Source organism: Nocardia sp. NPDC041819 (assembly GCF_055590505.1).
This window is the reverse complement of sequence record NZ_JBVJAP010000002.1, coordinates 401,470-414,295: the sequence shown is the minus strand read 5'-3', so window position 1 is coordinate 414,295 and position 12,826 is coordinate 401,470. Positions and strand designations below refer to the sequence as shown.

Here is a 12,826-nt window from a genome sequence, read left to right as displayed (position 1 = left end):
AAGCGTGAGTCGGCCCCCGGGCACGGCGGGCCCGGGGGGTGGCGAGCAGGGGAGATCAGGCGGGCACGACGATGCGATCGAATTCGCCGTCGCGTGCGCCGAGCAGGAAGGCGTCCCACTCCTCAGGGGTGTAGGTGAGGGTGATTCCGCCGTGACGCAGTGCGGTGTGACCGCCGGCGGCGGGGTGCGCGCGCAGTTCGCCGTTCGATCGCCCGCCGGTGCGCACGGCGTCGAGGAAAGCGGTCCACTCGGCCGCGGTCACGGTGATGACGGGCTCGTCGCCGGGGCGGTTCGCCGGGTCGCGGCGATATTTGCTGTCACGGATGAGCACCGCATCACCCTCGAACCTGACCTCGACGCATTGGTTGCCATTGTTCGATCTGGTCGATGTGAACCAGCCGGTGCGTGCCGGCCGTGCGGTGATGGCCATGGGCAGGATTTTACACGCGAGAATAGCGTCTGATCAGCGCTAATGACTCCGCTCGTGAGAGCGACTGGTCCACCGCGCGCAGGTACGCGAAGCGTAGATCGCGGACCAGATCCGGGTCTTCGACGGCGCCGCCGAACACCGCGCTCTCCACCCAGCCGAACGTGGGCAGCTGTTCACCGGCGAAGTCGATGAGGTGGAAGCTGGAGCCGCCGAGCACCGCGCCCGCGGTGGCCGCGAACGGGATCACGCGCACCTCCACGGTGTCCACTTCCTCGATCAACGCGGCAAGGTAGTTCAGCTGTCCGCGCAGCACATCCGGACCCCCGGTCTGCTGTAACAGCGTGCCCTCACCGAACACCGCCGTGAGTTCCACCGGATCCGCGCCGCGCAGCCGCTCTTGGCGCCGCATCCGGATCGCCACCAACTGCTCGACCTGGACCGGACGGATCATCACATCGGCACTGATCAGGGCGCGGGCGTAGTCCTCGGTCTGCAACAAGCCCGGCACGACGAGGCTGTCGTAGCTGCGGATGCTCTGCGCGCCGTATTCCATGCCGTAGAGCCGCTGCAGTTCCGGTCCGATCAACGCCGAGGACTTCGCCCACCATCCGCGCTGCTTGCTGGCCTCCAACAGGGTCAGCAGCTCCGCCCGCTCCTCGGCTTCCACCTCGAGCAGTTCGAGCACCGGGCCGATGGTCTCGGTGGTGAGTACCCGTCTGCCCTTCTCCACGTGCGACCAGTTCGCCGGCGTGAAGCCCACTCGCCTGGCGAAGCCCGCCGAGTCGAACCCCCGCTGTTCCCGCAGTTCACGCAACCGCAGCACCAGCTCCCAGCGGGCAACGGTGGGCGAGAGGGGTGCCATGGGCAGGATGCTACGCCCACGCCGACGCGCGCTCCGGGTGACTATTGTCAAGCGACTTGCCCAGGGCTAGGGTCATGGCAGCGATCGTTTCTTCCGAGCACGCGTCCACCACAGCGAGGCGAGGTTGTTCGACATGAGTACATCGCGCATCGAATCGGGCAGGCATCTCGCGTCCACGGACTTCCCGTCGATCCAGGACGCGTTCGCTCGCTGCCGTACCTATCGCGAGAACAACGGGTTGTACGGCCTCGTGGACCCGATGCTCGGCCGCATCATGCTGGAAGTCGGCTCGGTCGGAGCGGTCGTGATGCCCGCCGAGTTCGGTCGCCGGGTGCGCGAACGCTTGACCGCCGGGCCCGAGCCCCGGCCGGGACCGATCATCGCGCATCCGCGCGCGAACCGATGGACCTTCCTGACCGGCCCCACCGACAACTCGTACCTGGACACCGGACTGTTCGCCGACCTGTTCCGGATCTGCGCCGCGATCGCACTGCCGGGCAGCCACCTCGTACTGCCGTCACCTGCCGACGAGCACGGCGGCTACCGAACCTGGGTCGTGGCGCCCGACCGCGACTTCCGCCGCGACTTCGCCGAGGTGATCGCCACGACCCGAGCGTGCGCCGCGGCTACCGGGGTGTCGGCGCGGGCGGCGGAGTGAGCGTGATGCTGTACTTGTCCTGCAGCTTCTCGTTCCAGTCGCGCTCGCACTGTTCGATCTTGGACTGGTCGTCGCCCGCTTTGTTCACGCAGTCCACGAAGTCCTTGCCACCCGAGTTCACGAAGAAGCTGTAACCCACGACGGTGAGCAGGACGGCGCCCACGATGCCCAGCACACCGAGCACGACACCGGCGATCGCCATCCCCATGCCACCCGCGGTGCCGGCGCGGGCCTTGAAAATCGCGACGATGCCGAGGATGACGGCGAAGATGCCGCAGACATAGCCGCCGATGATCGTCCAGAAGAACAGCAACGCGAGGATGCCGAGAACCAGCGCGGTGATCGCCAGACCTCGACCCTTCGGCGATTCCTGCCAGTAGGAGGGCTGACCGGGGTACTGGCCGCCGGGTGGCTGCGGGTACTGACCCTGCGGCGGGTAGTGGCCGGGCGGCGGGGGTGGATATTGCGACATGGACTTCCTCTCCGTCGGTGCCTCGCGATGCTCGGTCCGGACGAGGTGGTCCGAGGCGGCGCGGCCGTCGCCTACTGATCGCGCGCCCCGCGGACGGATGTTAATGCGAACCGGCTACTGGGCGCCCAGCCGCGCGTGCATCTCCCAGACCAGGATTTCCGAAGGCCGTCGCGCCACCACACGCTGGCCGCCCGACCTGGTCAAACGCACCGCATCGCCCTCGTAGAGCGGGCCGACTCCTTCCATGTCCACCTCCCCGCGCGCCACGAACAAGTGCAGGTACGGCGCATCGGGCAGATCGATGACCGGCTCGGCATCCGGCTCCGCGCCGGCCATGCGCGCCACATGCAGCGCCGAATGACTGCTGTTGATGGCGATGGCGGTGCTATCCCGGTATCGGGGCAAGCCCGAGGCAACCGTGACCAGACCGCCTCCCGCGAGTTCGTCATCGATCTCGAGCTGCTCGTAGCCCGGAGTCAGACCCGGCTCGTCGGGCACGACCCACATCTGCACGAAATGCACGGGTTCCTCGTGTTCGGAGATGCGGCCGTCCAGCCGCCACGAGTCGTTCTTCTCCGAATGCAGGATGCCGGTGCCCGCGCTCATCCGCTGGGCCAGCCCGGGATAGATGACACCGCTGTGGCCAAGGGAGTCCTGGTGCACCAGACTGCCACCGAGCACCCAGGTGACGATCTCCATGTCCCGGTGCGGGTGGGTGTCGAAACCCTGCCCGGGCGAGACGACGTCCTCGTTGTTGACCAACAGCAGGCCGTGGTGGGTGTTGTCGGGATCGTAATGCTCCCCGAAGGAGAACGAATGCTTCGAATCCAGCCAGGAGACCCGCGTCTTCATACGGTCGCCGCCACGGTGGACATCGATGTGTGGTGTCGTGAGTGTGGACATCATGGTCCTCCTCTCGGGACCGTGCACCGATCGCCATTCAGGGTAGGAGCACTTCCGCCGCGGTACTCCGCATTCCTAGTAAATTGTGCCGCACTCGGCATTTTACGCGAGCGACCGGAAGGTGAACGGGAGGCGAGCAGAACCAACCGGTACGTCGAAACGTCGGGCGACCTCGCCGGATATCGTCGTCCGGCCCCGATTGCCAAGCGCCACAACGCCGACCGGAGGGAACGACGTGCTGGAATCCGATGACCTGACCCGGATCGAGCAGCAACTCCGCAGCGAAGCGCGCCGCGACGGCATCGCGCATTTCGTGGTCGGCGTCGCGGTGTTCCGCGAAGGGCGGCTCCTGGTGGTGCGCCGGGTCGCCGACGACTATCACGGCGGTATGTACGAACTGCCCGGCGGAGGAGTCGAATCGGGGGAGACTTTCGCCGAGTGCGTCGAGCGGGAATTGCTGGAGGAAACGGGCCTGCGGCTGCGCGCCGTGCTCGACTTCCTCGGTGGATTCGATTACGCCACCCGCACCAAGTCGAAAGTGCGGAAATACAGCTTCGTGGTGGAGGCCGAGCCGGGCGATGTCGTCCTCGCGCCAGGAGAGCACGACGCGTTCGCCTGGATCGACGCGGGCGCCCTCGACGAGCTGCCGATGGCGCCGGACATGCGCGCGACGGTGAGCTCGCTGGTCGACCGGGTCTGACTCGCGCGCCGTATTGTTCGCGGCCGACGCGCGGTTGCGCGGCGTCGTCGGTGAACGCAGTACGCTCGCGGACGTGTCGACTGGTCACGCCGAAGGCCTCACTCCCGCGGAGCAACGGCCGGGTGGGCTGCGCGCCACACTTCGGGAAAGCCCGGGCGTGTCGCGTCTGGCCGTGGTGCGTTTCGCCGGGCAGTTCGGCGATGGGATGTTCCAGGCGGCGTTGTCGGGCGCGATCCTGTTCAACCCCGAGCGGCAGACCGATCCGCTGGCCATCGCGGCGGGCTTCGCGGTGCTGCTGCTGCCGTATTCGCTGATCGGACCGTACGCGGGCGCACTGCTGGATCGCTGGGACCGGCGGGCCGTGCTGCTGGTGGCCAACGTGCTGCGCGCGGTGCTGATCGCGCTGGTCGGCGTGGGGTTGCTCGCCGGAGTCGGCGAGACACCGCTGCTGTTGCTGGCCTTGGCGGTGGTGGGCGTCAGCAGATTCGTCTTGGCGGGCGTCTCGGCCGCGCTGCCACGGGTGCTGGCGCAGGCCTGGCTGGTGCCGATGAACTCGGTGCTGGCCACGATCGCCTCCGGGTGTGCCGGCGCGGGTGCGGCCGTGGCGGTGGGGGTGATCGGGCTGATTGGGGCGGGTGACTTCGCCTCGGCGGTCGCGGTCGCGATCAGCGGGACCGGGTCGCTGATCGGCGCGGCGCTGGCAACGGGTTTCCGGCCGAGGGTGCTCGGTCCGGCGCCCGACGCGGCGAAGGGCGAGAACACCGTGCACGCGATCGCTACCGGCCTGCGTACCGGTGCCACGGCGGTATGGGAATCGAGAGCGGTCACGACGGCGATGTTGGGCATCGGCACCCACCGGATCGTCTTCGGCGTGAATACGCTGATCATGGTGCTGGTGCTGCGCCAGGCCCCGGTGGACGGCACCGGCCTCAGTGGTGGTCTGGTCGGTTTCGGCGTCGCGATCGCCGCCACCGCGGCGGGCATGCTGGTGGCGGCCGTTGTCGCGCCCCTGCTCATTCCCCGGCTGGGACGGGCGCGCACCGTGGTCGCCGGTTTGATCACCGCCATGCTGGTGCAGCTGACGCTGGTCACGCCGATCGCGTTCGCCGATTCGGGCGCCGCGGTGGAGCGCGCCCACGAACTCCTCTTGGCCGGCGCCTTCCTGCTCGGACTCGCCGGGCAGACGATCAAACTGACCGGCGACGCGACCATGCAGATCGATATCGACGACGCCCGCCGCGGTCAGGTGTTCGCGTTGCAGGACACGGTTTTCAACATCACGTTCGTGCTGGCGATCGCGGCCGCTGCCCTGATCATTCCGGACGACGGTCGATCGGCGATCGTGGTGCTGACCGGTGCCGCCGCCTACGCCGCCGGAATCGCGGCCATCGCGTTGAACACGCGCCGCCGGACGATCAGTTGATGAAAGGTTCGTCGCCGAGGTTGCGCACGCCACGGTTCAGTCGGTGCGTCAGGTGCTCGGGCATACTCTCGGCCGCCGAGTCGCCGGGCGATGCGGCCGCGGAATCGGAAGTCGCCTGTGCCTCCGATAATCGTGCATCGCCGAGCGCACGATCCGGCACGTCCGCCTCCGTGCGCACGATCCAGTCCAGCGGCTCGCTGGCCGCATCGCCGGGCAGGCCGGTGATTTGGTGATTCCACGTGCCGAGGCCGGCGGGATCGGTGAAGAAATGGTCGGGCACACCGTCGTCGTCGAGATCCAGCGCCGCGATGCCGGCGCGGCCCGAACCCGCCGGATCCCACAGAGCGTCATCGGCGATGCCGTCCCCGTCGAAGTCCAGCCGCACCGCGTCGGCCGCGCCAGTGTCGCCGAGTTCCAGGTCGGCCTGGCTGGCCCAGACGTGCACGGGTCCGTCACCGGTACCGAACACGTACTCGATCTCGTTCATATGTTCTTGGACGCGCGCGGTACGGCGCGGGTTCCATCACGCGGCGCTTTTTCGATTCGCCGTCCCCCGTTCGCGGTGGTTGTTCCGGTAAGTTGACCTGTCAGCGGCCGACCGACAGGAGTCGATACGACATGGGTTTTCCGGTGCACACCCCCGATGCGGTACGAGAACTGCTGGGCGCGTGGGGAACTCGGTCCGTCACCGGGCGCCCGATCGCGTGATGACCGCGGCCGGGCCGACCTGATGCGCACCTGCGGAATCAAAACCCCCTGTGCACCGGTCCTGTTCGGCGCGCTGCTCGTCGGCGTCCTCATCGTGCCGCTGCCCACCGCACAGAGCGCGCCGTTCCCGTGGGCGCCGCCTCCGGTGAACAGCTGCGGTGAGGTGGGGTTCGACCCGCTCGCTCGCGAGCCCGATCCCTCGCAACCGCCTCCGCCGCCGCTACCGCCGCAGATCGACATCCCGGTGCCGATCCCGGAACTCACGCCGGTTCCGGTGCCCGATCCGCCGCAGGACAACACGCGGATCGTCCCCGACCCGCTGCCGGAGAACCCGTGCGACAACCCGTGCCCGGACATCAGGGACTATCCCGAGCATCCTGAACCCGATCCCGATCCGAGCCCGACGCCCGAGACCGGCACCGACGAGGGAACCGGTTCCTCCGGTTCCGCCTCGGTGCCCGATTCGGGCAGTGGTTCCGGCTCCGCCTCGGGATCCGGTTCGGGCAGCGGTTCCGGTGCGCCGGTGAAACTCCCGCGCGTCGAGTTCAAACCGGAGGTCGAGCCGATTCCGGTCCCGGTGCCCGGTGGTCCCGGCGAGGAGCCGCAACCGGCGCCACCCGAGGTGGTCCATCCGGCCGAACCGGGTCCGCTCACGGCGCCGGTGACCGCGCCTGCGGTCGAGTCGGTCGAGCTGGTCGAGCAGGTGACCGGGCACGGTTCGGCGAACCGCACCGACATGCGCTGGCAGGTCGACGGCACGGATCTCGGCCTGATGTGGGAGACCGCGCCCGGTGAGGTCGCCGTCGTCTTCGGCGACACCTTCGGCGAAGGCTGGGGTGTCGGTGGCGCGGGCAACGACGACCAGGACTGGCGCAGCAACGTCATCGGTTTCAGCACCGACCGCGAGCTGTCCGACGGCCTGACCTTGGATACCTTCGCGCAGGACAGCCGCTGCCACGCCGCGGAGATCCTGGGCAGCCGCAAAATCAAGAACTGGGAGACGACCACCATCCCGACCTCCGGGTTCGCCGTCGGGAACCGGCAGTACCTCAGCTATATGTCGGTGAACAGGTGGAGCCGCATCCCGGGCCTGTGGTGGACCAACTACGGCGGCATCGCCTACTCCGACGACCGCGGACGCACCTGGAAGAAAGATCAGCATGCCAAATGGGAGAACCTGTTCGGTCTCGGTAAATTCCAGGTCGCGGCGATGGTGCCGCACGGTGACTACGTCTACATGTTCGGCACACCCAACGGACGGATCGGCACGATCGCACTGGCCCGGGTCCCGAAACGCCAGATCCTGAACAGGTCCGCCTATCAGTACTGGGTGGGCGGCAGCTGGGCGCCCGCGGCCGAGAATCGAGCCACCCCTCTGATCCTCGGTATGGCGAGCGAGCTCTCGGTGCGCTACGACCGGGAGACCGAGCAGTGGCAGATGGTCTACCTGGATTCCGCCCGGGGCGCGATCGTGCTGCGTGCCGCGGCGAGCCCGCAGGGGGCGTGGACGGACGCGATCCCGCTGGTGTCCACCGCCGACTATCCGAAGTCCTACGGCGGATTCATCCATCCGTGGTCGACCGGCGAGGACCTGTACTTCACGCTCTCGGCGTGGGACAGCTACAACGTGTATCTCATGCACGCCCGGCTCCAGCCGGGCGCGAAGCGTGGTCAGCCCACCCGCATGAACCGGACGGGCTGACCGGGCCGGGTCTGCGCGATGGCGTCGACGTCGGCGTCGAGGACCACCGCGATCACCGGATAGCCGCCCGTGACCGGGTGATCGGCGAGGAAGACGACCGGCTGTCCGCTCGGTGGCACCTGGATCGAGCCGAGTGCCATGCCCTCGGTCGGCAGTTCGCGGGTGACCTTGCGGGTCAGCGGTGGGCCGCGGCGGCGTGCCAATCGGGCGCCGATCCGGTCGGTATCGGTGGAGACCTCCCACTCGCCCTCGAACAAGACCGTGGCGTCGGTGAACCAATCGTCGCGCGGACCGAGCACGGCCCGTACGGTGACGACGGCCGCGGGCAAGTCGGCGACCGGGGCGACGTCCACGACCGGAATCGTGTGCGGAGACGGCCCGATCGGAAGGCGATCGCCCTTCTCCAACGGCTCCGGGCCCAAGCCCGACATGGTGTCGCGGCTGCGGGAACCGAGCGTCTCCGGTACGTCGATGCCGCCGCGCACCGCGACATAGCTGCGCAGGCCGACGGACGCGTAGGCCAGCCGGAGGGTTTGTCCCGGTTCGAGTTCCAGCACACTCGCGTGACCGACCGGCCTGCCGTCGACCGTGGTGGGCGCGGGGGCGCCCGTGACCGCCAGCATGACGTGCTCTTCCGCGTGCAGCGCGAGGCCCCCGAGCAGCACTTCGACGGCCGCGTGCCCCTCCGGGTTGCCGACCAGCCGATTGGCCAGCCGCAGGGACGCGCGATCCGCCGCCCCCGCGGGACCGACACCGGAGTCGAACCAGCCCGGCCGTCCGAGATCCTGGATGGTCGCCAGGGGACCGACCTGCTCGACGACGATCATCGGCCGTCCCTCGCGTCGACGAAGCGAACCGCGGCGCCCGCTCGGATCAGCGCGGGCGGATCGCGCTCGGCATCCCACATCCTGAGGTCGGTGGTGCCGATCAGCTGCCACCCGCCGGGTGTGCTCCGCGGGTACACGGCGCTGTATCCACCGGCGAGTGCGACCGCGCCCGCCGGAATCGACGTACGCGCCTGCGCTCTGCGCGGAACGGACAACCGGCCGTCGGGCGATTCCAGGTAGCCGAATCCCGGCGCGAATCCGACGAAAGCACACCTCCACACCGTGCCGGTATGCGCGGCGATCACCTCCGCGGTCGTGACTTCCAGCATCCGGGCCACCTCGTCGAGGTCGGCCCCGTCGTAGCGCACCGGGATCGACACCGGCTCGGCCCGCGAAGCGCGCGATGTTCCACGGGAAACAGCGGTCGGCCCCTCGGCGTGCAATGCGATCAGGAGCGTCGTCAGCGCCCGGCGGACCGATTCCGCGGCGCGTGGTGAATCGAGTGTCAGCAATAGGGTTTCCGCGGCCGGAAGCAGATCCTGCACACCCGGTACCGGACGCTCCCGCAGCGCGGTCACGAGTTCCGCGACCACCGCACACCGTTGGGGGGTGATCAACAGCGCCCGATCACCCGCCGCGCGGATCGCCTCCTCGGCCGCCTGCCGCTGCGCGTGCGTCACCGTGCCCTTCGTCTTCATGTCCCTGCCTCAGCCGAACGGCTCCACCGGCACGCCGACTTCGTCCAGCGCGGCCCGGATGCGCCGGGCCATCTCCACCGCCGCGGGCGAATCACCGTGCACACAGATGCTGGCGGCGCGCACCGCGACCTCGCCGGAGCCGTCGGCCGTCCGCGCGGCTCCCGACTCGGCGATCGAAATCGCTTGGGCGACCGCGTCCCGTGGCTCCAGCACCGCGCCGGGCGTACCGCGCGGCGCCAGCGAGCCCTCGGCCGTATAGGCGCGGTCGGCGAAACCTTCGCCGACGAAGCGCACTCCGGCGGCCCCCGCTGCCGTCTCCAAGTGGGTGCCTGCCGGGCCGAGTAGGGCCAGCCGCGGGTCGTACTCCGTGATCGCGGCCAGGACGGCGTCGGCCAGTTCCCGATCGCGCGCTGCCGAGTGATAGAGCGCGCCATGCGGTTTCACGTAGCGCACCCGATCCCCGGCGGCTTTCGCGAAAGCGTCGAGACCGCCTATCTGATACAGCACCTCGTCGCGCAGCTCTCCGGGCGCGACGGCGATCTCTCGCCTACCGAAACCGGCCAGGTCGCGATAACCGACATGGGCGCCGATCCGCACGCCCTTGCGCACCGCGAGCGCGCAGGTCCTGCGCATGATCGCTGGGTCACCCGCGTGGAATCCGCAGGCGATGTTCGCGCTGGTGACGATGTCGAGCATGGCGGCGTCGTCACCCATCGTCCACGGTCCGAAGCCCTCGCCGAGATCACTGTTCAGATCCAGCGCCATGTGCGTCCTCCCAGCAGTGCGTGACAGACGGCCCTTCGATTCTCGTGCTCGAGCCTTGCCCCGGGCAAGGACACTCGTTCCACGCGACCTGGGTCACAGCGCGCCGGTTCGAGCCCCCGCGCCAAGTACGCTCGTTCCAATCATGGCCACGTATTTCGATCCGAAGTCCTGGTCGCCGCTGCGGGCCGTCGATCTCGGAAAGCGCCTGTTCGATCAATCCTGGCTGGAGCAGTGGGTCGCGCTCAGCACGGCCTGGATGGATCCGGTCGCCGACCTCGGCGCGGGCACCGTCACGGCGCTGCTGCCCGACGTGCTGATGACCATGCTCAGCGAGGGCATCCTGAGCCGGTTCGGCGGCCAAGAGGTCAGCGCGACACTGCTCGGCCACGACCTGCATGCCACCTTGCAGGTGCTGAAGGTGCGCCGCCGCGGCGCGCATTTCCAGACCAAGACGGTGCTGTCGCGGCTGAGCTGGGACGATCATCCGATCGAGTCCGTCACGGTGATCGCCCACGGCGTCCGCCTGATTCCGGGCGTGCCGACCAAAGTGCGCACCGCCCGGCTCGACCTCGTCGGCACCGTCACCACGGCGGCGCTGGCCGGGTGGCTCAACACCCAGCCGCTGGACTGGGACTTCGACGTGCACCGCAGCGGGTTGATCCGAGCCAGGCACCGCCGACGGCTGGTCACCGCCCTGGTGGACGCGTCGGTCACGGATAACCGCCTGCGCATCGAGATACGCCGGGCCACCTGGTTCGGCGTCCGCATTCCGCGACGCATGATCGACGTTCCCGTCCTACCGCTCGAGCACCTGCCCAAGGACGCGCGGATCGTGCGCGCCGATCGCGAGGACGACCTGATCCGATTCCGCGTCGAACTGCCGGAGATCTCCGGGTCGTTCGATCTCGCCCAGATGCGCTCCGCGATCCTGGCAGGCACCACCCTGATCGTCTTCTGACCTGTTCAGCTCTGCGTCTTCCACCACTCGAGCAGCGCCGCCTCGGCTTCGTCCCGATCGAGCGGGCCACGGTCGAGCCGCAGTTCCTTCAAATGGCGCCAGGCCCGGCCCACCTCGGGCCCCGGGGGCAGGCCGAGCAGCTCCATGATCGCGTTGCCGTCCAGATCCGGGCGGACCTTGGCCAGATCCTCCTGCTCGCGCAACCGCTCGATCCGCAACTCAAGCTCGTCGTAGGTGGCGCGCAGCGCGGCGGCCCTGCGCTTGTTGCGGGTGGTGCAGTCGGCGCGGACGAGTTTGTGCAGGCGGGGGAGCAGCTCCGCGGCATCGGTGACGTAGCGGCGGACGGCGGAGTCGGTCCACTGCCCTTTGCCGTAACCGTGGAAGCGCAGGTGCAGGAACACCAGCCGGGCGACGTCCTCGGTGAACTGCTTCGGGTACTTCAGCGTACGCATCCGTTTGCGCACCATCTTCGCGCCGACCACCTCGTGGTGGTGGAAGCTGACGCCGCCGCCCGGCTCGTTGCGCTTGGTGTCGGGCTTGCCGATGTCGTGCAGCAGCGCGGCCCAGCGCAGCACCAGGTCGGGGTCGCCCTCCTCCTGGTCGATCGCCTGTTCCAGCACGGTGAGCGAATGCCAGTAGACGTCCTTGTGCTGGTGATGCTCGTCGATCTCCAGCTTCATCGCGGGCACCTCGGGCAGCACCCGCTGCGCCAGCCCGGTCTCACACATGACGTTGATGCCGTCGATCGGATGCGCGCCCCCGATCAGCTTGTCCAGCTCGACCCGGATCCGCTCGGCGGTGATGCGGTCGATCTGGTCGGCCATCGCGGTGATGGCGGCCCGCACCCGGGAATGCGGCTCGAAGCCGAGCTGGGAGACGAATCGCGCGGCGCGCAACATGCGCAACGGATCATCGTTGAACGAATCCTCCGGCGCGGCAGGCGTATCCAGCACGCCTTCGAGCAGGGAGGTCATGCCGTCCAGCGGATCGACGAACTCCAGCGCGCCGTCCGCTCCGATCTTCACCGCCATCGCGTTCACCGTGAAGTCCCGGCGCACCAGGTCTTCGGCGAGCGAGTCGCCGAAGGTCACCTGGGGGTTGCGCGACACCCGGTCGTAGTTGTCGGCGCGGAAGGTGGTGATCTCCAGCTGCTGCCCGGCCTTCGACGCGCTGACCGTGCCGAATGCCAGGCCGCCGGTGTCCCACAGATGGTCGGCCCACCCGCGCAAGATGTCCTGCACCACCTCCGGCCGCGCGTCGGTGGTGAAATCCAGATCGGTCCCCAACCGGCCGAGCACCGCGTCCCGCACGCTCCCGCCGACCAGGTACAGCTCGTGCCCCCGCGCCGCGAACATCTCACCCAGCGGCGTCAGCACATCCGCCAGCCCCCCGAGCGTCACCGCCGCGGCGGCGAGCAATCGGGTACGTCTATCCAGCGCAGCGTCCTGCGACTTCGGCGAAACCACGAAGCAGCAGCTTACCGAGCCACGACAACGGTTATCGCGCCGCAGGCCCCCGCAGCAGCCCAGATATATAAGGACAACGACATCAACCCAGCCAGCGGCATCCGAAGACCGCGCAACCACCCTCGCGATCCACCCCCCAACGCGCCGCGCAGAGCCGAAGAACAACGCTCGCCGCCATCCCGCCACAGAGCACCCAGTGGTCACCGCCCAGAGGCGAACCACGATTCGCGGATCGACTCACGATCAGCCGCCGT

Annotated in this window: 14 protein-coding genes; 5 read left to right on the top strand and 9 right to left on the bottom strand. The window is 68.8% G+C overall.

Annotated elements, in window-relative coordinates:
• Positions 1 to 55: 55 nt before the first annotated feature.
• Positions 56 to 430 carry a DUF397 domain-containing protein gene (locus ACZ6DL_RS08645; protein WP_466049986.1) on the bottom strand — a complete coding sequence of 125 codons (375 nt, stop codon included), beginning with the start codon at positions 428 to 430 and terminating at the stop codon, positions 56 to 58.
• Positions 431 to 440: 10 nt separating this feature from the next.
• Positions 441 to 1,292: a Scr1 family TA system antitoxin-like transcriptional regulator gene (locus ACZ6DL_RS08640; protein WP_063050333.1), complete on the bottom strand. Its 852-nt coding sequence runs from the start codon at positions 1,290 to 1,292 to the stop codon at positions 441 to 443.
• Positions 1,293 to 1,425: 133 nt separating this feature from the next.
• Here ACZ6DL_RS08640 and ACZ6DL_RS08635 point away from each other — a divergent pair, with 133 nt between their 5' ends.
• Positions 1,426 to 1,950 carry a hypothetical protein gene (locus tag ACZ6DL_RS08635; RefSeq protein ID WP_040871356.1) on the top strand — a complete coding sequence of 175 codons (525 nt, stop codon included), beginning with the start codon at positions 1,426 to 1,428 and terminating at the stop codon, positions 1,948 to 1,950.
• On the opposite strand, the gene ACZ6DL_RS08630 is transcribed toward ACZ6DL_RS08635, so the two are convergent.
• A complete protein-coding gene (locus ACZ6DL_RS08630) occupies positions 1,919 to 2,422 on the bottom strand; it encodes a DUF4190 domain-containing protein (RefSeq protein WP_466049985.1) in 504 nt (167 codons plus the stop codon). The genes ACZ6DL_RS08635 and ACZ6DL_RS08630 overlap by 32 nt on opposite strands.
• A gap of 114 nt (positions 2,423 to 2,536) precedes the next feature.
• On the bottom strand, positions 2,537 to 3,325 hold the full coding sequence (locus ACZ6DL_RS08625) for a pirin family protein (protein WP_466049984.1): 789 nt from the start codon (positions 3,323 to 3,325) through the stop codon (positions 2,537 to 2,539).
• A 235-nt stretch (positions 3,326 to 3,560) separates the two neighbouring features.
• Between ACZ6DL_RS08625 and ACZ6DL_RS08620 the strand changes: the two genes are divergently transcribed.
• Together ACZ6DL_RS08620 and ACZ6DL_RS08615 are read left to right on the top strand one after the other, a co-directional pair.
• Complete coding sequence (locus tag ACZ6DL_RS08620) at positions 3,561 to 4,025, top strand: NUDIX domain-containing protein (protein WP_466049983.1); 465 nt, start codon at positions 3,561 to 3,563, stop codon at positions 4,023 to 4,025.
• A 73-nt stretch (positions 4,026 to 4,098) separates the two neighbouring features.
• A complete protein-coding gene (locus ACZ6DL_RS08615) occupies positions 4,099 to 5,448 on the top strand; it encodes an MFS transporter (RefSeq protein ID WP_466049982.1) in 1,350 nt (449 codons plus the stop codon).
• On the opposite strand, the gene ACZ6DL_RS08610 is transcribed toward ACZ6DL_RS08615, so the two are convergent.
• Positions 5,441 to 5,935, bottom strand: a complete 495-nt coding sequence (locus ACZ6DL_RS08610; RefSeq protein WP_466049981.1) for a hypothetical protein — start codon at positions 5,933 to 5,935, stop codon at positions 5,441 to 5,443. The genes ACZ6DL_RS08615 and ACZ6DL_RS08610 overlap by 8 nt on opposite strands.
• Before the next feature lie 243 nt (positions 5,936 to 6,178).
• Here ACZ6DL_RS08610 and ACZ6DL_RS08605 point away from each other — a divergent pair, with 243 nt between their 5' ends.
• Positions 6,179 to 7,858, top strand: a complete 1,680-nt coding sequence (locus ACZ6DL_RS08605) for a DUF4185 domain-containing protein (RefSeq protein WP_466050484.1) — start codon at positions 6,179 to 6,181, stop codon at positions 7,856 to 7,858.
• Here ACZ6DL_RS08605 and ACZ6DL_RS08600 read toward each other — a convergent pair.
• From ACZ6DL_RS08600 to ACZ6DL_RS08590, 3 genes are read right to left on the bottom strand one after another with little or no spacing between them, the layout of a single operon-like run.
• Positions 7,828 to 8,685: a 5-oxoprolinase subunit C family protein gene (locus ACZ6DL_RS08600; protein ID WP_466049980.1), complete on the bottom strand. Its 858-nt coding sequence runs from the start codon at positions 8,683 to 8,685 to the stop codon at positions 7,828 to 7,830. The two genes, ACZ6DL_RS08605 and ACZ6DL_RS08600, sit on opposite strands and share 31 nt — an antisense overlap.
• Positions 8,682 to 9,383 (bottom strand): 5-oxoprolinase subunit B family protein, encoded by a 702-nt coding sequence (locus ACZ6DL_RS08595; protein WP_466049979.1) that lies wholly within the window; start codon positions 9,381 to 9,383, stop codon positions 8,682 to 8,684. The genes ACZ6DL_RS08600 and ACZ6DL_RS08595 overlap by 4 nt, the downstream gene beginning before the upstream one ends.
• Positions 9,384 to 9,392: 9 nt before the next feature.
• Positions 9,393 to 10,148, bottom strand: a complete 756-nt coding sequence (locus ACZ6DL_RS08590; protein WP_466049978.1) for a LamB/YcsF family protein — start codon at positions 10,146 to 10,148, stop codon at positions 9,393 to 9,395.
• A 142-nt stretch (positions 10,149 to 10,290) separates the two neighbouring features.
• On the opposite strand from ACZ6DL_RS08590, the gene ACZ6DL_RS08585 reads away from it, so the two are divergent.
• On the top strand, positions 10,291 to 11,106 hold the full coding sequence (locus ACZ6DL_RS08585) for a hypothetical protein (RefSeq protein ID WP_466049977.1): 816 nt from the start codon (positions 10,291 to 10,293) through the stop codon (positions 11,104 to 11,106).
• A 5-nt stretch (positions 11,107 to 11,111) separates the two neighbouring features.
• Here ACZ6DL_RS08585 and ACZ6DL_RS08580 read toward each other — a convergent pair whose 3' ends face one another.
• Positions 11,112 to 12,572, bottom strand: coding sequence for a CCA tRNA nucleotidyltransferase (locus ACZ6DL_RS08580; protein WP_466049976.1), 1,461 nt, complete (start codon positions 12,570 to 12,572; stop codon positions 11,112 to 11,114).
• Positions 12,573 to 12,826 lie beyond the last annotated feature (254 nt).

Bases quoted from the DNA above. Each gene is read 5' to 3' on its own strand.
- ACZ6DL_RS08645 (WP_466049986.1), bottom strand. From the start codon at position 430: ATGGCCATCACCGCACGGCCGGCACGCACCGGCTGGTTCACATCGACC.
- ACZ6DL_RS08640 (WP_063050333.1), bottom strand. From the start codon at position 1,292: ATGGCACCCCTCTCGCCCACCGTTGCCCGCTGGGAGCTGGTGCTGCGG.
- ACZ6DL_RS08635 (WP_040871356.1), top strand. From the start codon at position 1,426: ATGAGTACATCGCGCATCGAATCGGGCAGGCATCTCGCGTCCACGGAC.
- ACZ6DL_RS08630 (WP_466049985.1), bottom strand. From the start codon at position 2,422: ATGTCGCAATATCCACCCCCGCCGCCCGGCCACTACCCGCCGCAGGGT.
- ACZ6DL_RS08625 (WP_466049984.1), bottom strand. From the start codon at position 3,325: ATGTCCACACTCACGACACCACACATCGATGTCCACCGTGGCGGCGAC.
- ACZ6DL_RS08610 (WP_466049981.1), bottom strand. From the start codon at position 5,935: ATGAACGAGATCGAGTACGTGTTCGGTACCGGTGACGGACCCGTGCAC.
- ACZ6DL_RS08605 (WP_466050484.1), top strand. From the start codon at position 6,179: ATGCGCACCTGCGGAATCAAAACCCCCTGTGCACCGGTCCTGTTCGGC.
- ACZ6DL_RS08600 (WP_466049980.1), bottom strand. From the start codon at position 8,685: ATGATCGTCGTCGAGCAGGTCGGTCCCCTGGCGACCATCCAGGATCTC.
- ACZ6DL_RS08595 (WP_466049979.1), bottom strand. From the start codon at position 9,383: ATGAAGACGAAGGGCACGGTGACGCACGCGCAGCGGCAGGCGGCCGAG.
- ACZ6DL_RS08590 (WP_466049978.1), bottom strand. From the start codon at position 10,148: ATGGCGCTGGATCTGAACAGTGATCTCGGCGAGGGCTTCGGACCGTGG.
- ACZ6DL_RS08585 (WP_466049977.1), top strand. From the start codon at position 10,291: ATGGCCACGTATTTCGATCCGAAGTCCTGGTCGCCGCTGCGGGCCGTC.